Here is a 23389-nt window from a genome sequence, read left to right as displayed (position 1 = left end):
TCTGGAGTATCAGGAAAGCAGCATGCCGTATCAGCATAACCAAAGCCGCCGGTGCTTGCCAGCCGCGCAGTCACGTCACTGGCATGGCCGCCGGCCGCACGCTAGCCGTCCGGCAATGAAAAAAGCGGGTCGATTGTATAATCAAACCCGCTTTGCTGCTCGTAAAAGCCGCGCCGTCACGGCCTCAGGCTCAGGCCAGGCCGCGTTCCTTCAGCTGCTGCTCGAAGATTTCCATGCACTTGACCGCGGTGGTGATCAGCTCGTCGATCTGGTCCTTGCTGATGACCAGCGGCGGTGCCGACACGATATGATCGCCGCAGGCACGCATGATCAGGCCATGCTTGAAGAAGATGTCGCGGCACATCAGGCCGATCTCGCCCCAGTTGTCGAACAGTGTCTGGCTGGCCTTGTCCTTGACCAGGGTGAACGCCTGGATCAGGCCGACACCGCGCACGTCGTCGACATGCTCGAAGCGGGAGAACGCCTCGCGCCAGCGTTTTTGCATGTACGGGCCAGTGTCCTCGTGCACGGCGGCGACGATACCCTCGTCACGCAGCGCCTTGACGTTGGCGTGGGCCACCGCCGCCGCCACCGGGTGACCGGAGTAGGTAAAGCCGTGGTTGAAATCGCCGCCTGCGGCCAACGTTGTCGCCACCTCGTTGTTGACGAACACTGCGCCGATCGGCATGTAGCCGGACGACAGGCCCTTGGCGGTGGTGAAGATGTCCGGGGTGAAGCCGAATTGCTGCTGGCCGAACCAGTGGCCAGTACGGCCGAAGCCGCAGATCACCTCGTCAGCGACCAGCAGGATGTCGTACTTGCGGCAGATGCGCTCCACTTCCGGCCAGTAGCTGGCCGGCGGGATGATCACGCCGCCGGCACCCTGGATCGGCTCGCCAACGAAGGCGGCCACCTTGTCGGCGCCCACTTCCAGAATCTTGTCCTCGATCCAGCTGGCGGCAAGCAGGCCGAACTCGTCGGCACTCATGCCCTTGCCGTACTTGTAGTGCCACGGCTGCTGCACGTGCACGATGCCCGGAATCGGCAGGTCGCCCTGTTCGTGCATATAGCTCATGCCACCCAGGCTGGCGCCGCCGATGGTGGAGCCGTGATAGCCGTTCCAGCGCCCGATCAGGGTTTTCTTCTGCGGCTTGCCCTTCACGTCCCAGTAGCGACGCACCATGCGGATCATCGTGTCCACCGACTCCGAGCCGGAGTTGGTGTAGAACACATGGTCAAAGCCCTTGGGCGCCACTTCCGCCAGCAGGTGCGACAGTTCGACCACCGCCGGGTGCGAGGTTTTGAAGAAGGTATTGTAATAAGCCAGCTCTTCCATCTGGCGCTTGGCGACTTCCGGCAGGTCCTTGCGGCCGTAGCCGATGTTGACGCACCACAGACCGGCCATGCCGTCGAGAATCTTGTTGCCTTCGCTATCCCACAGGTAGATGCCGTCCGCATGGGTAATCATGCGTACCCCCTGTTCGTTCAGGGAGGCGGTGTCGGTAAACGGGTGCAGGTGATGTGCGGCGTCCATTTCCCGCCATTGGGCTGTGCTGCGCTGATGCTTCATGAAATCTCTCCTGGTTTGAATAACGGGAGGTCTGCGCCTCCCGCTTGCTACTCAATTACACGTGCAGCAGCAGGAACTTGCGTTCCCACGGGCTGATGACGCGGAAGTATTCGGCGAATTCCTTTTCCTTCATGCCGACATACATCTCGACGAAGCGCGGCCCCATCACCTCGGCCACGTCGGTGCAGGCCTTGAGGCGCACCAGTGCCTCCTCGGTGCCGTGCGGGAACTGGAACGGCAGCTCGTAGGCGTCGCTGGCCAGCGGGTCGCGCGGCTTGATCTTGTTCATCATGCCGAGATAGCCGCAGGCCAGGGTGGCGGCCATGGCGATGTACGGGTTGACGTCCACGCCCGGCACACGGTTTTCCACGCGGCGCGCGGCCGGCGACGAGTGCGGCACGCGCAGGCCAACGGTACGGTTGTCGTAGCCCCACTCCACGTTGGTCGGTGCCGCGGTGTACGGCGACAGGCGACGGAAGGAGTTCACGTACGGCGCGAAGAACGGCATGCACTCCGGCAGGTAGTGCTGCAGACCGCCGATGAAGTGGAAGAAGTGCTCGGTCGGCTTGCCGTCTTCACCGGAGAACAGGTTCTTGCCGGTGTGCTTGTTGAGCACGCTCTGGTGAATGTGCATCGCGCTGCCCGGCTCCGCTTCCATCGGCTTGGCCATGAAGGTGGCGTACATGCCGTGACGGAAAGCAGCCTCGCGCACGGTGCGCTTGAACAGGAACACCTGGTCGGACAGATCCAGCGCATTGCCGTGCATGAAGTTGATTTCCATCTGCGCGGTGCCGATTTCGTGAATCAGCGTGTCGACTTCCAGATTCTGCGCGTGGCAGTAGTCGTAGATGTCCTCGAACAGCGGATCGAACTCGTTGACCGCGTCGATGGCGTAGGAGCGGCGACCGAATTCGGCACGGCCGGTACGACCGATAGGCGGTGCCAGTGGAATATCAGGATCAGGGTTGGGCGACAGCAGGTAAAACTCCATCTCCGGTGCCACCACCGGCTCCCAACCTTGGGCCTCATACAACGCCAGCACGCGCTTGAGCACGTTGCGCGGGGCGACTTCCACCATCGAGCCATCCGGACGCAGCGCATCGTAGATCAGCTGCGCGGTCGGATCGGTGGCCCACGGCACGAAGCGCATGGTGTTCGGATCCGGCATCAGCACCATGTCCGGGTCGGTCAGGTCCAGCATGCTGTCATCGGGATAGTCACCGGTGACGGTCTGGATCAGCACGGCTTCCGGCAGGCGCATTTCCTGGTCGGAAACAAACTTGTCTTTCGGGACGATCTTGCCGCGGGCGACACCGGTCATGTCCGGAACGATACATTCCATCTCGGTGATACGGTTGTCGCGCAGCCATTCAAACAATTGGTGATTCATGATGCATTTCCTCTTTTTTACCGGTCTTGCCGGCGGTTTTGCCGAGTACGTCTATTGGTTGCGACGCATACGGCGCTCCCGGCAAGCTGCGCCGAAAGCCTCGAAAATTGCCTGGGACACGTCGTTGTCCCAGTACTTCCATTCTGGATGCCACTGCACGGCATAGGCAAAGTTGCTGGCGCTGCCGACGCGGTAGGCCTCGATCAGCCCGTCCTCGGCCACCGCCTCGGCGATCAGGCCGTCGGCCAGCCGCTTGATGCCCTGCTGATGGATGGAGTTGACCCTGGCGCTGTCGCGGCCGAGCCAGAACTGCAGCCAGCTGCCGGCGGTGAACTGCACGCTGTGCGCCGGGCCGTACATCAGGTCCAGGTCCTCGGTCTGCGGCTCGCGGTGGTCATTCAGCCCCGGCTGCTCCTGCACGTGCTGGTGCAGCTCGCCGCCCAGCACCACGTTGATCTCCTGAAAGCCGCGGCAGATACCCAGCAGCGGGATGCCGGCGTCGATCACCCGCCGCACCAGCGGCAGCGTGGTGGCGTCGCGCGCCTTGTCGTGCAGGGTGCCGGGGCGGCTGGGCACACCCTGATAGTGGTGCGGCTCGATATTGGACGGCGAGCCCGGCAGCAGGATGCCGTCCACCAGATTAATAATAGTGTCCAGCTGCGCCGCGTCACCCAGCGACGGGATCAGCACGGCCACGCCGCCGGCCGCCCCCACCGCCGCGGTGATGTACTTCTCGCCCACCGCGTGGAAGGGAAACAGGCCTATGGTTTTGACATCACAAGGGATGCCGATAATCGCTTGCATGGTTACCTCGGTTGGTTTTACAGCGCCGTCTTCAGCGCGGTCAGCGGATCGACGTAGTCGTAACCGAGATCGCGCGCTACCGCCGCATAAGTCACTTTGCCACAACAGATGTTCAGGCCGTGACGCAGATGGACATTGTCATGCAGGGCCTGCGGCCAACCTTTGTCCGCCAGCTCCAGTGCATACGGCAGCGTGGCATTGGTCAGCGCCATGGTGGCGGTTCTGGCGACACCACCTGGCATGTTGGCAACGCAGTAGTGCACGATGCCGTCAACAATATAGGTCGGGTGCTGGTGCGTGGTCGGCCGGCTGGTCTCAAAGCAGCCGCCCTGGTCGATGGCGACATCCACCAGCACCGCCCCGGCGCGCAGTTGTTTCAGCATCGCGCGGTTGAGCAGTTTCGGCGCCGCCGCACCCGGCACCAGCACCGCGCCGATGATCAGGTCCGCATCGCGCACCGCTTCCTCGATATTGCTGCTGTTGGACATCAGCGTCTTGATGCCGCTGCCGAACAGCATGTCGATCTCTTTCAGCCGCGCCAGCGACTTGTCCAGCAAGGTCACATCGGCGCCCAGTCCCAGCGCCATCCGCGCTGCATTGAGGCCAACCACCCCGCCGCCCAGCACCACCACCCGCGCCGGCGCCACACCGGGCACACCGCCGAGCAGCACGCCGCGGCCACCCTGCGCCTTTTCCAGCGCGTGGGCACCGGCCTGTACCGCCATGCGGCCGGCCACTTCCGACATCGGCGCCAACAGTGGCAAGCCGCCACGCTCGTCGGTCACCGTCTCGTAGGCGATGGCCACGGCACCGGATTCCAGCAACAACTGCGCCTGTTCCGGATCCGGCGCCAGATGCAGATAGGTAAACAGCAACTGCCCCGGGCGCAACATGCGACACTCGGCCGGCTGCGGCTCCTTGACCTTGATGATCATCTCGGCCCTGGCAAAGATTTCTTCCGGCCGCGACACGATGGTGGCGCCGGCCTGCAGGTACTGCTCGTCGGCAAAGCCGATGCCGAGTCCGGCCTGACTTTGCACCAGCACCTTGTGGCCATGAGCCACCAGTTCACGCGCACCGGACGGCGTCAGGCCGACACGGTACTCATGATTTTTGATCTCCTTCGGAACGCCGATTAACATAGCACTCTCCTTTGGGTGATGTCGTGAAGCTCTGAGCAACAGTTGTTTAAAAAAATATACAACAAACTTGCAATCACACACTGATTTTGACTATAAAATGCACGGGTTGCAAAGAAATTTCGTTATTGCGGCGCAACAGACGGGCTTAAAGTGGTCAAAATCCTCATCGTTGTACGTCTAAAATTATTAACATACAGATTGGACAGGAAGCATGGATGTTGGAGCACGATTAAGGATGGTTCGCGAACGCATGGGTCTTTCGCAGCGTGAACTGGCCAAAAGAGCGGGCGTCACCAACGGTACGATCTCGCTGATCGAGCAAAACCGCGTCAGCCCGTCGATCAGTTCACTGCGAAAAGTGCTGGAGGGTCTGCCGATGACCCTCTCCGACTTTTTCACCTTCGATGCAGACCCGCAAGCACCACGCGTGTTCTACAACAAGGACGAACTGCCCAACCTCGGCAACGACCAGATCCAGCTGCTGCTGGTCGGCACCTCGCACGAGCGGCGCGACATCGCCATCCTGCGCGAAGTGTACGAGCCGTTTGCCGATACCGGGCCGGACATGCTGACCCATGACGGTCAGGAGGGTGGCGTGATCATTCGCGGCCAGATCGAGATCACCGTCAATAACGAAGCCCGCATCCTCGGCCCCGGCGACGCCTATTACTTCGACAGTCGCCAGCCGCACCGCTTCCGCAACGTCAGCGACGAGTGCTGCGAGATCGTCAGCGCCAGCTCTCCGCCGACGTTCTGAACCGCCTCCTGCTACGGGGCGGACCCGACACAACAAAGGAGAAACACCATGGCTCGCACCCATGCAGAATGGCAAGCTTTTGCCAGCACGCTCACCATCGAAGGCCGCGCCTTCATCGACGGCCAGTATGTTGCAGCAGCAGACGGGCGCACCTTCGACTGCATCAACCCGGCCAATGGCCAGCACCTGGCCAGCATCAGCTGGGCCGGCGCGCCGGAAGTGGAACAGGCGGTCAAGGCCGCGCGCCGCGCCTTCGACAGCGGCAAATGGTCGGAGCTGGCGCCGCTGGCCCGCGGCCGCATCCTGAAGCGCTTCGCCGCGCTGATCCGCGAGCATGGTGACGAACTGGCACTACTGGAAACGCTGGACGCCGGCAAGCCGATCGGCGACACCACCAGCGTGGACGTGCCCGGTGCCGCCTACTGCGTGGAGTGGTTCGCCGAGGCCATCGACAAGATCGGCGGTGAAGTCGCCCCGGTGGACCCGAAAATCGTCGGCCTGGTCACCCGTGAAGCCATCGGCGTGGTCGCCGCCGTGGTGCCGTGGAACTTCCCGATCCTGATGGCAAGCTGGAAATTCGGCCCGGCGCTGGCCGCCGGCAACGCCGTGATCGTCAAGCCGTCGGAAAAATCGCCGCTGACCGCCATCCGCCTCGCAGCACTGGCCAAACAGGCCGGCATGCCGGACGGCGTGTTCCAGGTGCTGCCGGGTGCCGGCGACGTCGGCAAGGCACTGGCGATGCACATGGACATCGACTGCATCGCCTTTACCGGCTCCACCGGTGTCGGCAAGCTGATCGCCACCGATGCCGCGCAATCCAACCTCAAGCGCGCCTGGCTGGAGCTGGGTGGCAAGTCGCCCAACATCGTGCTGCCGGACTGCCCGGATCTGGCCAAGGCAGCACGCGCCGCCGCCGGCGCCATCTTCTACAACATGGGCGAGATGTGCACCGCCGGCTCGCGCCTGCTGGTTCATCAAGACATCAAGGACGCCTTCATCGCCGAATTCAAGAAAGCGGCCGCGCACTACCAGCCGGCCGACCCGCTGGATCCGACCACCAGCATGGGCGCCATCGTCGACCGCGTGCAGTACGACAAGGTGCTGTCCTATATCGACAAGGGCCTGACCGAAGGTGCGCAACTGGTGTGTGGCGGCAAGGCCGCGCATACCGACAAGGGCCTGTTCATCGAGCCGACCGCCTTTGTCTGCACCGGGCCGGACATGACCATCTGCCGCGAGGAAATCTTCGGACCGGTGCTGGCCATCATCACCTTCAAGGACGTGGACGAGGCGATCCGCATCGCCAACGACAGCGAGTACGGCCTCGCCGCCGCGGTGTGGACCAGCGACCTGAGCACCGCGCACAAGGTGTCGCGCCGCCTGCGCGCCGGCACGGTGTGGGTCAACTGCTACGACGAAGGCGGCGACATGAACTTCCCGTTCGGCGGCTTCAAGCAGTCCGGCAACGGCCGCGACAAGTCGCTGCACGCGCTGGAGAAGTACACCGAGCTGAAGTCGACGCTGATCAAGCTGTAACAGCGGCGCGACGCCGGCAACAACAACGGGCCCTCGTGGCCCGTTTTTCATTGATCGGCCGCCGGCAGTGGCCGCCAGCCACCCCTAAAAACATTGCGGCCAACCTTGGCGACAAGGTTGGCCGCAAGCCGTGAACGACGCCGGCCGCGACGCGTAGACTTCTGCCGCGGCGACAGAGCGCTACCAACTAGTCGCGGAACACCGGCCGCTCGCCGCTGACCGCCGCCATCACCGCCACCTGGATGTCTTCCGACATCAACATCGCCGCGTTCCAGGTCGCCACGTAATTCAGTCCCTCGGCCACGCTATGGTCGCGGCTGTAGTTGAGGATCTCCTTGGTGCCCTGCACCGCCAGCGGCGATTTGGCCGCGATCTGCAGCGCCATCGCCTCCGCCGCCTGCAACAGCGCCTCGCGATCCGGCAGCACGCGATTGACCAGCTGCATCGCCCGCGCCTCGTCCGCCGGCACGTCGCGCGCGGTCAGCGCCAGCTCGCGGGCATTGCCCTCGCCCACCACCCGCGCCAGACGCTGCAGGCTGCCGACATCGGCAACCATGCCGACATCGACCTCGCGCACGCTGAATACGGCGCCCTCGGCGGCAAGGCGGATGTCGGCGGCCAGCACGATGTCCAGCGCGCCGCCGACACAGGCGCCGTGGATGGCGGCGATCACCGGCTTGCGGCACAGCTCCAGGCTGCTGACATTGGCCTGCAGGCCGACGATCAGCCGCCGCAACTTGTCGCGCTTGCGCGCCTCGCAGCTGTCCTCGATGGCGCGTTGCATGTTCATCAGCATCGCGAGGTCAATGCCGGCGCAGAAATGCTTGCCGTTGCCGGACAGCACCACGGCGCGCACCTCCGACTGTGCATCGCACCACTCCATCGCCTGCTGCAACTCCTGCCACATCGCCTCGTTGAGCGAGTTGGCCTTGTCCGGACGGTTCAGCGCCACGTGGGCGACCTGCTGCCGCACCTCGACGGTGATCGTGTCATAGCTCATCGTGTCGCCCTCAGTTGCGCTTCTTGGGCACCCACGCCCACACCATCTCGCAGCGGATCGGGGATTCGCCGGACTCGTCGGTCACCACCACTTCCACCAGCACGTCGCCCTTCTCTTCCGTCGCCATGCGGCCAACCTGGGTGCGGTCCAGCGTCGCGACTGCCTTCATGTCGCCCTGCGCCCGCTTCAGGTACTCGACCTTCATCGATTTCAGCAGCATCAGCTTGTCGTCCGGCACGTTCATGCCGACCACGAAACCGGTCGCCGTTTCCGCCAGCAGCGCCATCGCCGCCGCGTGCAGGCCCTTGATGTGGTTCTGCACCTTCTTGCGGTTACGGATACTGACCACCATGCGCTCGCGGCTGACCTCGTCGAAACGCAGGCCGGCGGTCCCGAGGAACGGGACGAAGTTACCGAATAGCTTGGTGATCGCCCAGGAGCGCAGCCCGCCCGGCAGCGCCGCGGTCTTGTCCACCATGCGGCACATGCTGTTTTTTTGTTGTTCCATCAAACCCTCTTCTCGTGTTGTCGTGTTGTTATTTGCTTGTTATCTGAATGACTACTGGCAGCCCAGCAGCAGCCGTATCTGCAGCTTGACCGCTTGCAGCGCCTGCTGGTCGAAACGTGCCAGCTGCAGCGCGCCCTGCATCGCGGCAAAGACCACGTCACCCATGCCCTCGGCGGTGCCGGGATAGTGCATCACCCCGGCGGCGCGGCCACGGCGCACGATGTCCGCCGCCCAGCCGCGCATCAGCGCGACAAAGGCCTGCGTCTGCAGCCGCATGTCGTCGGGCAGGGTCTGCAGCTCGGCCGACAGGATGCCGCTCGGGCAGATCTGCTGCTGCCCGAAATAGCGGTCGGCCAGCTCGAAATACTTTTCCAGCTGCTCGCCCGGCGACAGTTCGGCCTGTGCTTGGGTGAAGCGCTCGAAGCGGCGGCAGTAGCGCTCGATCAGCGCCACGCCCAGATCGCTCTTTTTCGGGAAGTGATAGTGGATGGCGGCATTGCGCACCCCCAGCTCGGCACTGATGTGCTGGTAGCTGAAGGCATTGAACCCGCGCGAGAGCATCAGTGCTTCCGCCAGGTCGAGGATTTTTTTGCGCGTATCGGTAATACGGGCGTCGGTTTCAGGCTTCATTCCGCGACTTTACTTACTGATCAGTAAGGTGTCAATGCACGCCATGTCGCGATGCTGTTTGCCGCCAAATTATTCGGTTATGATGGCCTTTTACTTTGCCGTACCTCACACGCGTACCTCCCATGAAACTCAAGTTCAGCAAAATGCACGGCCTCGGCAACGACTTTGTGGTGGTGGATGGCATCCGCCAGACGGTAGGCCTGACGCCGGAGCGCCTGCGCCAGCTTGGTGACCGTCACCTGGGCATCGGCTTTGACCAGTTGCTGCTGGTGGAAGCCCCGCACGCCGGCGAAAACGACTTCCGCTACCGCATCTTCAACAACGACGGCAGCGAAGTGGAACAGTGCGGCAATGGCGCCCGCTGTTTCGTGAAGTTCGTCACCGAGCAAAAGCTGACCAACAAGCGCGCCATCCGCGTTGAAACCGCCAAGGGCGTGATCGTGCCGGAATACCACAGCAACGGCTTGATCACGGTGGACATGGGCGTGCCGCGACTGAAATCGCTGGAGGTACCGTTCATCGCCGACGGCGATGCCATCACCCACCCGCTGGCCATCGGCGACGACTCGATCGACGTCACCGTGGTGTCGATGGGGAACCCGCACGCAGTTTGCGTCGTCAATAACGTGGACAGCGCACCGGTAGCACAGCAAGGCCCGCTGGTGGAGTCGCACCCGCGCTTCCCGGAAAAGGTCAACGCCGGCTTCATGCAGATCGTGAACCGCGGCGAAATCCGCCTGCGCGTCTACGAGCGCGGTGCGGGTGAAACCCTGGCCTGCGGCACCGGCGCCTGTGCCGCGGTGGTGGCCGGCATCCAGCGCGGCCAGCTCGACAGCCGCGTGCTGGTGCATACCCGTGGAGGCGACCTGAATATCGAATGGGGCGGCCCCGGCCATCCGGTGAAGATGACCGGCCCGGCGGTGACCGTATTTACCGGTGAAATTGAAATCTGACCTGATAGCGGAGTCGCAGCGTGCAAAATGATGATGTTCTTGCCTTTCTTGATGCCCATCCGGACTTCCTCAACCAGCATGCACCGCGCTTCGGCCTGAAAAGCAGCCACGACCGGGTGGTGGTGTCCTTCGCCGAGCGCCAGCTGCTGGAAATGAAAGACCAGAACCGCCAGTTGGAAGCGCGGCTGGTGCAGCTGGTAAGGCATGGCGAGCAGAACGACCTGATCCTGTCGCGCTGTCACCAGCTGAGCCTGGCGCTAATGCAGGCCGACACCCTGGAACAGGCCGTTGACGCCATCGTGCGCACCTTCGACAAGCAGTTCGGCCTGCAACGCGTGGCGCTGCGGCTATGGCACGATGCGGCCAACCCCAGCCCGTTCTACAACGCCAAGCAGGACATCCGCCTGCTGGCCGGCAACCTGTGCGCACCGTACTGCGGCCCTTACGTCAACGACGAAATCCTGAGCTGGTTCCCGACCCAGCCGGTACTGCAATCGTTTGCCACCATCGCGCTGCACCAGCAGGGCGATGCCTTCGGCCTGCTGGTACTGGGCAGCGAGGACAGTCAGCGCTTCTCGCAGGACATGCAGACCCACTACCTGGCGCAGATGGGCGAACTGGTCGCCGTGGCGCTGCAACGGGTGCTGGCCGCGGCATGACGCCCTCCCTCTCCAGCCTGATCCTGCTGTCGCCACTGCTGCTCTATGTGCTGCACGCACTGTGGCGACTGATCGCCAGCGATAGCGTGACCGCCGTACTGGCCGTGGTGTCGGCCTATGTCGTCAGCGCCGTCTTCTTCCGGCTGTACCTGCCGTCGCTGGCGCTGGTGCCGGTATGGCTGCCACTGTTCTATGCCTACCTGTGGCTGGGGCTGGCCGGCGCACTGGCGCTGCTCGGCTGCGGCGAATACCGCCGCTCCGGCGTGCTGCTGCGCGGACTGTCGCTGAAGATGGGCAGCTACTTCCTCAGCCAGGCCTGCCTGTTGGCCGGCATGCTGCTGCTCAACCCGCTGCTGGCCGGACGCCCGCTGCAGGCGCTGGCCACGCTGCCGCCATTTGTCGCGCTTACCGGCTACGCGCTGTACCGCACCCTGCTTGCCATCAGCCGGCCGCAACAGCGCACGCCATGGTGGGGCATCCTGTTCGCGCTGCTGGTGCCGCCGCTGCTGCTGGGCTGGATCGCCGAGATCCTGGTGCCGCTGTTCTTGCGCTACCTGTAAATGCAAAAAAACCGGATGGTTACCCCATCCGGTTTTTTGTTGGTGCCGCGCTCAGGCAGCTCAGGCGGCGGGCGACTTCAGTACCGTGCCATCCTTATCCAGCACCGTCAGCGCAATGGTAATGCCCTGGCTGATGCTCTGTGATACGGTGCAAAAATCTTCGAAGCTGGTCAACAGCCGCTCCAGATTGGGCTGCCCCTGCAGCGGCTTGCCACACTGCAGCGTGACATCGATGCGCGTCACCCGCAGCCGCTTGCGTTCATTGCGGCTGATGGTGGCTACCGCCTCGCACGACAGCGGCGCGACATCGAGGTGGAACTTGCGCGACGAGAACAACAGGCTAGCGCACAGACAGTTGGCCGCGGCGGCCACCAGCAGCTGCGACGGTGACGGCCCGCTATTGTCGCCCAGCGGCGCCGGCTCATCGGTCAGCAACTGATAGTCCCCACCTTCAAAGCGATTGTCGAAGCGGTAGTTGTCGATCTGGGTCAGCCTTACAATTTCCTGTTCCTGGTCGCTCATCACGCTCCCCTTATGCCAAGCTGCGACCCAACACCTGGGCCAACGGGCGCAGTTGCGCCATCAGACTGCCAAACGCCGCGCCATCCAGCGCCTGATCACCATCACACCACGCCTGCGCCGGATCGGGATGCACCTCCAGCATCAGGCCGTCGGCACCCGCCGCCAGCGCCGCACACGACAGCGCCGGCACCAGCCACGCCTTGCCGCCGGCATGACTGGGGTCGACGATCACCGGCAGGTGCGTCTCGCGCTTCAGCAGCGGAATCGCGGTCACGTCCAGCGTGTTGCGCGCCGCCGGGTCAAAGCTGCGCACGCCGCGCTCGCAAAAGATGATGTTGTGGTTGCCGCCGATGGCGATGTACTCGGCGGCCATCAGCCACTCGCTGACCGTCGCCGACAGGCCGCGCTTGAGGATCACCGGCTTGTTGATGCGGCCAACCTCTTTCAGCAGATCGGTGTTCTGCATATTGCGTGCACCGATCTCGATCACGTCGATGTCGTACTCAAGAAAAGTGTCCAGCAGGCGGATGTCCATCAGCTCCGACACCACCGGCAGCCCCTGCTGCCGCGCCGCCTCCTGCAGATAGTCCAGCCCGACCACGCCCAGCCCCTGGAAGCTGTACGGACTGGTGCGCGGCTTGAAGGCGCCAGCGCGCAGCAAGCGGGCGCCGCCCTCGCGCACCAGCCTGGCCGCCTGCTGCATCTGCGGCGCGGTTTCCACCGCACACGGCCCGGCAATCACCTGCACCGCGGCACCGCCGATGGCCAGCCCGCGCACGTGCACCACCGTATTGTCCGGCTGCACCTCGCGCGACACGATGCGATAGTCTTTCAGCACCCGCAGCGCCCGCTCCACCCCGGGCATCATCTCGAACATGCTCGGCTGCAGCGAACGCTCGTCACCGACGGCGCCGATAATGGTGCGCTCGGTGCCGCGCGACACGTGCTCGCTCAAGCCCGCCGCACGGATCTTGCCGATCACGTCTTCAATGCTTTGCGCACTGGCGGCTGGCGACATCACGATAATCATGAAAACCGTCCCCGTATAAACAGAAAAGCCGGCGAGGCCGGCGACAAACTCAGATGCGGTCGTGCGACAACCACTTGTTGACCGGTGCTGGCCGGTAGGCGTTCATCCTGGCCAGCAGCTCGTCAATATTATCCGCCACCACGAACAGCTGCAGATTGCCTTCCGCGACAAAGCCCTCGGCTACACTGTGACGGATCATCGCCAGCAAGGGGTCGAAGAAGCCGTCTACATTCAGCAGCCCGATCGGCTTGCTGTGCACCGACAGCTGGCCCCAGGTCAGCATCTCGAACAGTTCGTCGTAGGTGCCGAAGCCGCCGGGCAAGGCGACAAAGCCGCCGGACAGGTCTTCCATCAGCGCCTTGCGCTCGTGCATGGTTTGCGTGACATGCAGCTCGGACAGGCCCTGGTGCGCCAGTTCTTTCTCGCGCAAAAAGCCCGGGATCACGCCGATCACGCGGCCGCCGGCCGCCAGCGCCGCATCCGCGGCAGCCCCCATCAGGCCAACATTGCCGCCGCCGTACACCAGCGCGATGTCGCGCTGCGCCAGCGTCCGGCCCAGCTCGACCGCCGCCTGCTCGTAAGCGGCGCGCGAACCCTTGTTGGAACCACAAAACAGGCAAACAGACTGGATAGTCATACATTTAATCCATCAACGGCCGGCACGATGCCGGCCTGGCAATATGTCAGAGAACGGCTTGCGGGTAGGCGCCCAGCACCTTCACGAAGGAGGTACGCTCCATCAGCCCCTGCAGCGCCTTGGCGACATTCGGATCGTCGTGGTGGCCTTCGACATCGATGAAGAACACGTAGTCCCACAGCCCGGCACGCGATGGCCGCGATTCGAACTTGGTCATCGATACGCCGTTGTCGGCAATCGGCGCCAACAGGTAGTGCACCGCACCCGGACGGTTCGGCGCCGACACGATCAGCGAGGTCTTGTCTTGGCCGGTCTGGCCGACATCCTGATGCCCCAGCACCAGGAAGCGGGTGGTGTTGTTCGGCTCGTCCTCGATGTTTTCCGCCAGCTTCAGCAGGTTGAAGCGCTCCGCCGCCGCCTGGCCGGCAATCGCAGCACAGCTGCCATCCTCTGCGGCCAACCTTGCCGCCTCGGCATTGCTGGCCACCGACACCCGCTCGACATCGGCCGGCAGGTTCTTGTTCAGCCACTCGTGGCACTGAGCCAGCGCCTGGGCGTGGGCATAGACGCGGCGAATGCCGTCGGTGCCGGCGCTATTGCGCAGCAGGTGGTGGTGGATGCGTAGCACCACTTCGCCGCACACTTTCAGCGGCGTGCTGACCATCAGGTCCAGCGTGCGGCCAACCGCGCCCTCGGTGGAGTTTTCCACCGGTGCCACCACGTAATCCAGCGCCCGCGCTTCCACCAGCCGGAAGGCTTCGTCGATGGAGGAACAGGCGACGGTGCGTGCGGCATGGCCGAAGTGCTTCAGCGTCGCCAGCTGGCTGAAAGTACCCTCCGGGCCGAGGTAGGCAATGGACAGCGGCTTTTCCAGCGCCAGGCATTCCGACATGATTTCGCGGAACAGGCGCGCCACGGATTCGCCGGGCAGCGGCCCGGGGTTCTGCTCCTTGATGCGGCGCAGCACCTGCGCCTCGCGCTCCGGACGGTAGATGATGCCGCCACCCTTGATCTCGCCGATTTCACGGGCGTGCTGGGCGCGCTGGTTGAGAAGATGGAGAATCTCGATGTCGATGCGGTCGATGGCATCGCGGTGTTGCTTGAGCTGTTGTTCCGACACGATTTACAAGTCTTTCAGTATGACAAACTGGCCTTTTCCGATGGGGTAAGTTTCCGCGAGATAGCCACGCGTAGCAAGCACTGCTTGTACAAAAGGCGCACATTCTTCGACATGGGATAAGGCGTTGTCCATCACCAGCAAGGCGCCGGGCGCCAGGATGCGCGTGATCTCCGGCCAGTAGCCGGGATAACGCTGCCGGTCGGCGTCGAGAAACAGCAGATCGACCGATTCGTCGGCGGTATTGGCCAGCACCGCGAACGCGTCGTCGGTGTGCAGCGTCACTACCGGTTCCAGCGCGAAAGCCTGCAGGTTGGCATGCGCCAGCGCGATCTTGTGCGCGGAATGATCGACCGACACCACCTGCCCCTTGTGCGCCTGCGCCGCCAGTGCCAGCCACAGCGTGGAATAGCCGCTGGAGGTGCCGATTTCGAGCGTGATACGTGCACGGCGGGTGCGTGACAGCTGGTACAGGAAACGCCCGGTCTGCGGCGTAATGGTCAGCCGCTTCTCGGCACGGGCGGCCGCATGGCGGTCGTGTGCCTCGTTGTCTTCCCACAATTGCTGCAGCCGCGCGAGCCGCTCCCCAGTCAACATGTCATCCCCTTCAGAAACAGGCGGCAATCAGGTTTGCCGCATCGACCACGAAATCCGGGCGCAGGTACGCCCACAGCCCCGCCACCAGCACCAGCACGCCGCACGCTGCCGCCAGCCAGTTCATGACTGCGCCGCCACCGCCGGCACCGGTTGCTCGCGCACCGGCAGGTTGGCCGCAGTGGCCAGCAACCCCAGCAACACCGTCAACCACCACACCACGTCGTAGCTGCCGGTACGATCGTACAGCAGCCCACCCAGCCACACCCCGAGGAAGCTGCCGACCTGGTGCGAGAAGAAGACCGCGCCCGACAACATGCCCAGGTGACGTACGCCGAAAAGGCTGACCAGCACGCCATTGGTCAGCGGCACCGTTGACAGCCACAAGAAGCCCATCGCCGCGGCAAACAGCGCCACCGACCACGGCGTCAGCGGTGCCAGAATGAAGATGGTGACCACGATGCTGCGCAGGAAGTAGATCCCGGCCAGCAGCATCGGCTTCGGCCGGCTGCTGCCGAGGTGGCCGGCGACGTAGGTGCCGGCGATGTTGAACAAGCCGATCAGCGCCAGCGCCAGACTGGCCACCTCGCCGGACAGGCCGTGATCGCGCAGATAGGCCGGCAGGTGCACGCCGACAAACACCACCTGGAAGCCGCAGACAAAATAGCCGACCATCAGCAGCCGGAACGAACGCTGCTGCCAGGCCATGGCAAAGGTGTCGCTCATGCCGCGCAGCATACTGCCCGGCGACAACGGCAGCGCCGGCGCCTGCCGATAGGCCTTTTCCAGCGGCGCCGCCAGCGGCAGAAGCAAGGCGGCGGTGACCGCCAGCACCAACAGCGCCGGCATCCACCCCAGGCCGTCGATCAGGCCGCGCTCGACCGGCACCATGATGAACTGGCCGAAAGAGCCGGCCGCCGCCGTCAGGCCCATGGCGCGGGAGCGGAATTCCGGCGCCACCGCCCGCACGATCACCGAGAACACCACGCTATAGGTGGTACACGACAGGGCAAGGCCGATCAGCAGGCCGGCGGAACCGGAAAGCAGCACGCCGCTACTGGACAGCGTCATCAGCGCCAGCCCGGCGGCGTACAGCACGCCACCGGCCAGCAGCACGCGCCCGGGGCCGTGCCGGTCGGCCAGCGCGCCGGAAAACGGCTGCGCCAGCCCCCACACCAGGTTCTGCAAACCCAGTGCAAAGGCAAAGGTTTCACGCGTCCAGCCGAACGATTGCGTCATCGGCGGCAGGAAAAAACCGAAGCCGTGGCGGATACCCATGCTGAGGGTGACCACGGTACCGGCGGCAAGCAACAAGAACATCAGGGGGCGATTGGCTGTCATGGGAACTCCGGAGCAAGAACGACATGATGCTTGCTTCATGCGCCGCCGGCCAGTCTCCACGGCAAAAACACTGATCCGGATTGCGAACAATGAAAAAACCCGTCACAAGGACGGGTTTTGCGTTGCGGCCAACCTTGTCGCTCAGCCGTGCTGGCGGGCGAAGTCTTCCATGAAGTGCACCAGCGCCTTCACGCCTTCGATCGGCATCGCGTTGTAGATCGAGGCGCGCATGCCGCCGACCGAGCGATGGCCCTTGAGCTGCATCAGGCCGTTCTTTTTTGCCTCGGACAGGAACACGTCTTCCAGTGCCTCGTCCTTCAGGCGGAACACCACGTTCATCTTCGAGCGGTACGGCGCCTGCACATGGCTGTAGTAGAAGCCGTTGCTGCTATCGATCATGTGGTACAGCAGGCCGGCTTTTTCGTCATTGCGTGCCTGCATGCCCTTGATGCCGCCCCGCGTCTTCAGCCACTTGAACACCAGGCCGGCGATGTAGATCGGATAGGTGGCCGGGGTGTTGTACATCGAGTCGGCGTCGGCGTGCACGCGGTAGTCGAGCATGGTCGGCGTCTGCGCCTGGGCGTGACCGAGCAGGTCTTCGCGCACGATGACCACGGTCAGGCCGGACGGACCGATGTTCTTCTGTGCACCGGCGTAGATCAGACCGAATTTGGACACGTCCACTTCGCGCGACAGGAAGTCGGACGACATGTCGCACACCAGCGGGGTATCGCCCACTTCCGGCACGAACGGGCACTGCAGGCCGCCGATGGTCTCGTTGGAGGTGTAATGGAAGTAGGCGGCGTCCGGCGTGCGCTGCCAGCTGGCAACATCCGGCACCACGGCGTAGTTGCTGTCGCTGCTGCTGGCCACCACGTTGACGCCGGTGTAGCGGCGCGCTTCCTTGACCGCCAGCTTCGACCAGTGGCCGGTATCCAGCACGTCGATGTGGCCGTCCACCGGCGCCAGGTTCAGCGGCACCATGGAGAATTGCTGCGAGGCACCGCCTTGCAGGAACAAGACCTTGTAACCGGCCGGGATCGCCATCAATGCGCGCAAATCCTGCTCGGCATCGTGGATGATCTCCATGAACTCCTTGCCGCGATGACTCATTTCCATCACGCACATGCCGGAGCCGTGCCAGTCCAGCATTTCCGCCTGGGCGGTTGCCAGCACTTCGTGGGGCAATACGGCAGGACCGGCTGAGAAGTTGTACACCTTGGCCATGACTATCCTCTATTTCTCGTCAAAATCAGGAAGGAGTGCTGAGCAGGAAGTGCGCACGGGCGACAGCGACCGGCTTGCGGCGGTCTTCCTGCCAGGCCTCGATCAGCACGTGCGCCACGCGCTTGCCCTGCTTGGTGATTTCGCACTGCGCATACAGCGTGGTGGCCTTGCCGGAACGCAGGTAATCCAGCGAGAAGTCCACGATCTTAGGCGCTTCCAGCGACTCGCGGTTCCACATCAGGTGCAGCAAGGCCGCATTTTCCAGAAAGCCGCCAATCAGGCCGCCATGCAGCGCCGGCAGCGTGGTGTTGCCGACATTGCGCTCGGCGAACGGCAGCGAGAACAGCAGCTCGCCGCTCTCGTCTTCGCCGCACGCCACACCCATCAGCCGGGCGTACGGCACCGCGGCGATGATGTCGGCGAAGCGTTTCTCGTCGCGCAGCGCGAGGAAGGTTTCCATGAACTGGCTCATGCCGCGCCCTCCACCAGCATCGGCTTCGGGTTGGAGTCGCGCATGAAGGTGGCGACGCCATGGGCGATCGGGTCATCCGGGCTGTCGTGGTAGCACACGGCACGGGTGAACGCGATCTGGCTGGCCAGGCGGTAGCACTCGGCGGTGCAGTAGATGGCCTTGCCCGGCGTGGCCGCCTTCAGGTAGTCGATGCGCAGGTCCAGCGTGGCGATGGTTTCCAGCTCGGTCATGTGCGCGGTCACCGCGATGGCGCTGGTGGTGTCGACGATGGAGGTGATCACTCCGCCATGCAGCACGCCGCTGGCCGGATTGCCGACCAGATCGTCGCGCCAGTCCACCTTCAGCGTCGGCTTGCGGCCAACGCTGCCAAGGTATTGCATGCCCAGCGTCACGCAGTGCGGGAAGGACACGAACAGCGCGCCCGCCGTCGCCAGCAGCTTTTCGTTGGCCGGTGCCGCGTCCGTCATTCTGCCGCGCCCTCGCCCGCCTCAAGGTTGGCCGCAGCCTCGTCGCCCTCTTCCGCGGCGTCGTCTTCGCTTTCGGCAACCTTGACCAGGCAGATCAGCTTCTCGCCGTCGTCCAGGTTGATCAGGCGCACACCCTGCGCCGCACGGCCGGTCTCGCGCACCTGGTCGACCTTGGTACGGATCAGCACGCCGCCGGTGGTGATCAGCATCACGTCGTCGCTGTCTTCCACCAGGCTGGCGGTCACCAGCGCGAGGCCGGTCTTGTCGGTCAGGTCCATGGCGATCACGCCCTGGGTGCCGCGACTGGTGTGGCGGAACTCGCCGACACGGGTACGCTTGCCGTAGCCGCCATCGCTGGCGGTCAGCACTTGCTGCTCGTCGCTGTTGGCCACCAGCAGCGAAATCACCTGCTGGCCTTCGCCCAGCGCCATGCCGCGCACGCCGGTGGCGTTACGACCCATGGCACGCACGCCGCTTTCGTCGAAGCGCACCGCCTTGCCGGCATTGGAGAACAGCATGATCTGGTCATTGCCGCTGGTCAGCGCCACGCCAACCAGCTTGTCGCCCTCGTCCAGCTTGACGGCGATAATGCCGGCGCTGCGCGGGCGCGAGAACGCTTCCAGCGGCGTCTTCTTCACGGTGCCGTTGGCGGTACACATGAACACGAACGGGCCCTTGACCTTGTCGCTGACTTCGATGTCGTCGTCCAGCTCGGTACTGTCGTTGCCGGTAAACGCCTTCACCGGCAGCATGGCGTTGATCTTCTCGCCTTCCGCCAGCGGCAGCACGTTGACAATCGGCTTGCCGCGGCTGGTACGGCCTCCCTGCGGCATGTCGTAGACCTTGATCCAGTAGCAACGGCCAAACGAGGAGTAGCACAACACGTAGTCGTGGGTATTGGCCACGAACAGCGTGTTGATGAAGTCGTCGTCCTTGGTTGCCGCCGCCTGCTTGCCGCGGCCGCCACGGCGCTGCGACTGGTAGTCGTCGACCGGCTGCGCCTTGAGGTAGCCGGTGTGCGACAGGGTCACCACCATCTCCTGCGGCGTGATCAGGTCTTCGATATTGATGTCGCCGCCGAACGGCTCGATCTCGGAGCGGCGCTTGTCGCCGTACTGCAGCTTCACCGCGGTCAGCTCGTCATGGATGATCTGGTTGATGCGTTCCGGACGCGCCAGGATGTCGATCAGGTCCAGGATGGTGTCCATGATCTCGCGGTATTCGCCGACGATCTTGTCCTGTTCCAGCCCGGTCAGGCGCTGCAGGCGCAAATCCAGAATCGCCTGGGCCTGCACTTCGGACAGGCGGTAGCCGTCGGCGTGCAGACCGTACTCGGCTGCCAGGCCATCCGGGCGGGCGTAGCTCTGGTCGACGCGCGACAGCATGCCTTCCACCAGCTCCGAGCGCCAGGCGCGACCCATCAGTGCCGCCTTGGCCTGCGGCGGCGCTTCGGAAGCCTTGATCAGCGCGATGATCTCGTCGACGTTGGACAGTGCCACCGCCAGGCCTTCGAGGATGTGGCCACGTTCGCGGGCCTTGCGCAGTTCGAAAATGGTACGGCGCGTCACCACTTCGCGGCGGTGACGCAGGAATTCGTCGATGATCTGCTTCAGGTTCAGCAGGCGCGGCTGACCGTCGACCAGTGCCACCATGTTGATGCCGAAGCTGTCCTGCAGCTGGGTCAGCTTGTACAGGTGGTTGAGCACCACTTCCGGCATTTCGCCGCGCTTGAGCTCGATCACCACGCGCATGCCGGACTTGTCCGATTCGTCGCGCAGGTCGGAAATGCCCTCGATCAGCTTCTCGCGCACCAACTCGCTGATGCGCTCCAGCAGCCGCGACTTGTTTACCTGGTACGGGATCTCGTCGACGATGATCGCCTGGCGGTCGCCCTTGCCGATGTCCTCGAAGTGGACACGGGCGCGCATGATGGCGCGACCGCGACCGGTGCGGTACGCCTCCTTGATGCCGGCAGTACCGTAAATGATGCCGGCGGTCGGGAAGTCCGGCGCCGGGATGATGTCGATCAGCTCGTCGATGGTCAGCTCGCTGTTGTCCAGCAAGGCGAGGCAGGCATCGACCACTTCGTTCAGGTTGTGCGGCGGAATATTGGTGGCCATGCCCACCGCGATACCGGAGCTGCCGTTGATCAGCAGGTTCGGGATGCGCGTCGGCATGATCAGCGGCTCTTGCTCGGAGCCGTCGTAGTTGGGGCCGAAGTCGACGGTTTCCTTGTCGAGGTCGGCCAGCAGTTCGTGCGCGATGCGCGCCATGCGGATTTCGGTGTATCGCATCGCGGCGGCGTTGTCGCCGTCGATGGAACCGAAGTTGCCCTGACCGTCCACCAGCGGGTAGCGCAGGCTGAAATTCTGCGCCAGACGCACGATGGTGTCGTACACCGCGGTATCGCCGTGCGGGTGATACTTACCGATCACGTCACCGACAATACGCGCCGATTTCTTGTAGGCACGGTTCCAGTCGTTGGAAAGCTCATGCATGGCGTACAGCACCCGGCGATGCACGGGCTTGAGGCCATCTCGGACATCAGGAAGGGCGCGGCCGACGATCACGCTCATTGCGTAATCGAGATAGGAACGGCGCATCTCCTCTTCCAGGCTAATCGGGAGTGTTTCCTTGGCAAAAAGCTGGTCGGTCATGGAAATCCGTAATCATGGCAAAATATTCGATATTCTAACATGAAATGACACCAAGACGCCCGCCAGACAAGCAAAAAGGCCGCTGTCGCGGCCTTTTTGCCAAGCACCCGGCATCGCTCAGCGCGCGCCGATCTGCAGCTTTTTCTCCAGACGGGAAATCCCCCACGCCATCAACATCGTCAATGCCAGATAGATGAAGGAAATGGTCAGGTACGGCTCCCAGTAGCGCGAGTACACACCGGCCACGGTCCGCGCGGCGAAGGCCAGTTCAGCCAGGCCAATCGCCGACACCAGCGAGCTGTCTTTCAGCAGCATGATCGCCTCGTTGCCCAGCGGCGGCAGCATGCGGCGGAACGCCTGCGGCACGATCACGAACTTCATGGTCTGACCGTAGGAGAGCCCCAGCGAGCGCGCGGCCTCCATCTGCCCCTTGTCGATGGACTGGATGCCGGCACGGAAGATCTCGGTGATGTAGGCACCGGCGTTCAGCGTCAGCGCCAGCAGGCCGGAAATGAAGGCACCGTAATTCTGGCGGATGTCGCGGGCGATATCGCCATTGATCACCAGGCCGTCCACCGGATGGATCAGCAGCGGCATCAGCGCAAAGTGCACCAGCAGGATTTGTACGAACAAGGGCGTGCCGCGAAAAAAGGTCACGTAGGCGCCAGCAGGCATGCGCACCAGGTAACGCACCAGATAACGGCTCAGGCCGTGCGGCGCATCCGCCAGCCGCGCCATGCCCATGAACAGGCCGATCAGGGTGCCGAACACCACCGCCACCAGCGTAATGATGATCGTCATTTGCACGCCTTCCACGAACAGTGGCGCGTAGTCGGCGATCATTCCCCAGCGAAAATCCATATTGCTTCCCCCTGCAAAAAAACCGGGCCGGCTCGAGGCGGGCCCGGTTCTTCATGCAGCTAATTGATTACTTGGTGCCAAAATACTCGTTGAAGATCTGGTCGTAGGTGCCGTCAGCCTTGATCGCCTTGATACCGGCGTTGACCTTGTCCAGCAGCTCCTGATTGCCCTTCTTCACCGCGAAGCCATAATACTCCGGCGCGAAGCTCTGCAGGTCTTCCACCGTGGTCATGCCGTGCTGCGGGTTGTTCTTCACATAGTTGATCACCACGCCGTTGTCACCCACCGCCGCGTCAACGCCACCGGTTTCCAGCTCTTTCAGCGCCAGCGGCATGCTCTCGAAACGCTTGATGCTGGAGCTGGTCTTGCCCAGCAGTTTCTGCACCACTTCGTCGCCGGTGGTGCCGGTCTGTACCGCCACCTTCTTGTTCTTCAGATCCTGGAAGGTCTTCACGTCGGTGACGCCCTTGCCGACTGCGATCAGCTGGCGTGCCTCAAAGTATGGCTCGGAGAAATCCATGCTCTGCTTGCGCTCGTCGGTGATGGTGATCGCCGAAGACAGGATGTCGCGGTCGCCCTGCCCCAGGGTGGCGAACATGCCTTCCCACGGCGTATTGACGAACTTGACCTTGAAACCACCCTTGTCCGCCACCGCGCTCAACACCTCGATGTCGAAGCCGACGATCTGGCTCTGGTCATTCTGGAACTCGAATGGTGCATAGCTGGCATCGGTGCCCACCACGTACTCGGCCACCTGCGCCACGGCCGGCGCCGCATCACTGGCTGCCGATGCCGCCGGTTCTTCCGCCTTCTTGCCGCAACCTGCCACGGCAAAAACCGACAACAACATCCCCGCCAGCAGCGTTCTTCTCGTGTTCTTCATACTTGTAATCTCCGTCGATTCTCGTATTGACCGTTCGTGCCCGAAACGGCGCGCGTGCTAATATAACAAGCC

General features: G+C 63.5%; 24 protein-coding genes. 5 read left to right on the top strand and 19 right to left on the bottom strand.

Annotated elements, in window-relative coordinates; genetic code table 11:
- Window positions 1–190: 190 nt before the first annotated feature.
- From NOM55_RS01575 to ald, 4 genes are read right to left on the bottom strand one after another with little or no spacing between them, the layout of a single operon-like run.
- Window positions 191–1570, bottom strand: coding sequence for an aspartate aminotransferase family protein (locus NOM55_RS01575; protein WP_255907201.1), 1380 nt, complete (start codon window positions 1568–1570; stop codon window positions 191–193).
- Between the two features lie 55 nt (window positions 1571–1625).
- Complete coding sequence (locus NOM55_RS01570) at window positions 1626–2960, bottom strand: glutamine synthetase family protein (RefSeq protein WP_047966303.1); 1335 nt, start codon at window positions 2958–2960, stop codon at window positions 1626–1628.
- Between the two features lie 51 nt (window positions 2961–3011).
- Window positions 3012–3764 carry a gamma-glutamyl-gamma-aminobutyrate hydrolase family protein gene (locus tag NOM55_RS01565; RefSeq protein WP_047966304.1) on the bottom strand — a complete coding sequence of 251 codons (753 nt, stop codon included), beginning with the start codon at window positions 3762–3764 and terminating at the stop codon, window positions 3012–3014.
- A gap of 17 nt (window positions 3765–3781) precedes the next feature.
- Window positions 3782–4906 carry an alanine dehydrogenase gene (ald, locus tag NOM55_RS01560; RefSeq protein ID WP_047966305.1) on the bottom strand — a complete coding sequence of 375 codons (1125 nt, stop codon included), beginning with the start codon at window positions 4904–4906 and terminating at the stop codon, window positions 3782–3784.
- A gap of 211 nt (window positions 4907–5117) precedes the next feature.
- Between ald and NOM55_RS01555 the strand changes: the two genes are divergently transcribed.
- Window positions 5118–5663, top strand: coding sequence for a cupin domain-containing protein (locus NOM55_RS01555; RefSeq protein ID WP_047966306.1), 546 nt, complete (start codon window positions 5118–5120; stop codon window positions 5661–5663).
- A gap of 48 nt (window positions 5664–5711) precedes the next feature.
- Entirely contained in the window at window positions 5712–7199 is a 1488-nt protein-coding gene (locus tag NOM55_RS01550; protein ID WP_255907200.1) for an aldehyde dehydrogenase, read from the top strand.
- 187 nt (window positions 7200–7386) lie between these two features.
- On the opposite strand, the gene NOM55_RS01545 is transcribed toward NOM55_RS01550, so the two are convergent.
- From NOM55_RS01545 to NOM55_RS01535, 3 genes are read right to left on the bottom strand one after another with little or no spacing between them, the layout of a single operon-like run.
- A complete protein-coding gene (locus NOM55_RS01545) occupies window positions 7387–8199 on the bottom strand; it encodes a crotonase/enoyl-CoA hydratase family protein (RefSeq protein WP_255907197.1) in 813 nt (270 codons plus the stop codon).
- 10 nt (window positions 8200–8209) lie between these two features.
- Window positions 8210–8707, bottom strand: a complete 498-nt coding sequence (locus NOM55_RS01540) for a DUF4442 domain-containing protein (protein ID WP_255907196.1) — start codon at window positions 8705–8707, stop codon at window positions 8210–8212.
- 51 nt (window positions 8708–8758) lie between these two features.
- A complete protein-coding gene (locus NOM55_RS01535) occupies window positions 8759–9337 on the bottom strand; it encodes a TetR/AcrR family transcriptional regulator (RefSeq protein WP_255907195.1) in 579 nt (192 codons plus the stop codon).
- Window positions 9338–9459: 122 nt separating this feature from the next.
- On the opposite strand from NOM55_RS01535, the gene dapF reads away from it, so the two are divergent.
- The 3 genes from dapF to NOM55_RS01520 are packed head-to-tail and all read left to right on the top strand — an operon-like array spanning window position 9460 to window position 11509.
- Window positions 9460–10290: a diaminopimelate epimerase gene (gene dapF / locus NOM55_RS01530; RefSeq protein WP_047966311.1), complete on the top strand. Its 831-nt coding sequence runs from the start codon at window positions 9460–9462 to the stop codon at window positions 10288–10290.
- 20 nt (window positions 10291–10310) lie between these two features.
- The gene (locus NOM55_RS01525) at window positions 10311–10949 is read left to right on the top strand and encodes a DUF484 family protein (protein WP_255907194.1); all 639 of its coding nucleotides are present in this window, start codon (window positions 10311–10313) and stop codon (window positions 10947–10949) included.
- Entirely contained in the window at window positions 10946–11509 is a 564-nt protein-coding gene (locus NOM55_RS01520) for a hypothetical protein (protein ID WP_255907191.1), read from the top strand. The genes NOM55_RS01525 and NOM55_RS01520 overlap by 4 nt, the downstream gene beginning before the upstream one ends.
- Window positions 11510–11569: 60 nt before the next feature.
- On the opposite strand, the gene NOM55_RS01515 is transcribed toward NOM55_RS01520, so the two are convergent.
- From NOM55_RS01515 to NOM55_RS01460, 12 genes are all read right to left on the bottom strand, one after another.
- Window positions 11570–12031: an OsmC family protein gene (locus NOM55_RS01515; RefSeq protein WP_255907190.1), complete on the bottom strand. Its 462-nt coding sequence runs from the start codon at window positions 12029–12031 to the stop codon at window positions 11570–11572.
- Between the two features lie 10 nt (window positions 12032–12041).
- Entirely contained in the window at window positions 12042–13061 is a 1020-nt protein-coding gene (gene aroF / locus NOM55_RS01510) for a 3-deoxy-7-phosphoheptulonate synthase (protein WP_120809701.1), read from the bottom strand.
- Between the two features lie 49 nt (window positions 13062–13110).
- The gene (locus NOM55_RS01505; RefSeq protein WP_255907189.1) at window positions 13111–13698 is read right to left on the bottom strand and encodes a TIGR00730 family Rossman fold protein; all 588 of its coding nucleotides are present in this window, start codon (window positions 13696–13698) and stop codon (window positions 13111–13113) included.
- A gap of 46 nt (window positions 13699–13744) precedes the next feature.
- Window positions 13745–14818: a prephenate dehydratase gene (pheA, locus tag NOM55_RS01500; protein WP_047966316.1), complete on the bottom strand. Its 1074-nt coding sequence runs from the start codon at window positions 14816–14818 to the stop codon at window positions 13745–13747.
- A gap of 3 nt (window positions 14819–14821) precedes the next feature.
- Entirely contained in the window at window positions 14822–15439 is a 618-nt protein-coding gene (locus NOM55_RS01495) for an O-methyltransferase (RefSeq protein WP_255907188.1), read from the bottom strand.
- A gap of 93 nt (window positions 15440–15532) precedes the next feature.
- Window positions 15533–16750 carry an MFS transporter gene (locus NOM55_RS01490; protein ID WP_255907187.1) on the bottom strand — a complete coding sequence of 406 codons (1218 nt, stop codon included), beginning with the start codon at window positions 16748–16750 and terminating at the stop codon, window positions 15533–15535.
- A gap of 141 nt (window positions 16751–16891) precedes the next feature.
- Window positions 16892–17977 carry a 3-phosphoserine/phosphohydroxythreonine transaminase gene (gene serC, locus NOM55_RS01485; RefSeq protein ID WP_255907186.1) on the bottom strand — a complete coding sequence of 362 codons (1086 nt, stop codon included), beginning with the start codon at window positions 17975–17977 and terminating at the stop codon, window positions 16892–16894.
- A 25-nt stretch (window positions 17978–18002) separates the two neighbouring features.
- Complete coding sequence (locus tag NOM55_RS01480; protein WP_120809697.1) at window positions 18003–18449, bottom strand: PaaI family thioesterase; 447 nt, start codon at window positions 18447–18449, stop codon at window positions 18003–18005.
- Complete coding sequence (locus NOM55_RS01475) at window positions 18446–18916, bottom strand: PaaI family thioesterase (protein WP_255907184.1); 471 nt, start codon at window positions 18914–18916, stop codon at window positions 18446–18448. The genes NOM55_RS01480 and NOM55_RS01475 overlap by 4 nt, the downstream gene beginning before the upstream one ends.
- On the bottom strand, window positions 18913–21573 hold the full coding sequence (gene gyrA / locus NOM55_RS01470; RefSeq protein WP_255907182.1) for a DNA gyrase subunit A: 2661 nt from the start codon (window positions 21571–21573) through the stop codon (window positions 18913–18915). The genes NOM55_RS01475 and gyrA overlap by 4 nt, the downstream gene beginning before the upstream one ends.
- A 117-nt stretch (window positions 21574–21690) precedes the next feature.
- Entirely contained in the window at window positions 21691–22434 is a 744-nt protein-coding gene (locus NOM55_RS01465) for an amino acid ABC transporter permease (RefSeq protein ID WP_047966323.1), read from the bottom strand.
- Window positions 22435–22501: 67 nt separating this feature from the next.
- Window positions 22502–23317: a basic amino acid ABC transporter substrate-binding protein gene (locus tag NOM55_RS01460; protein ID WP_255907180.1), complete on the bottom strand. Its 816-nt coding sequence runs from the start codon at window positions 23315–23317 to the stop codon at window positions 22502–22504.
- Between the last annotated feature and the right edge of the window lie 72 nt (window positions 23318–23389).

Origin of the sequence: Vogesella sp. AC12 (genome assembly GCF_024437575.1) — a bacterium.
Lineage (GTDB): Bacteria > Pseudomonadota > Gammaproteobacteria > Burkholderiales > Chromobacteriaceae > Vogesella > Vogesella indigofera.
The sequence above is the reverse complement of the archived record's forward strand: the minus strand, read 5'-3'. Positions and strand labels throughout refer to the sequence as shown.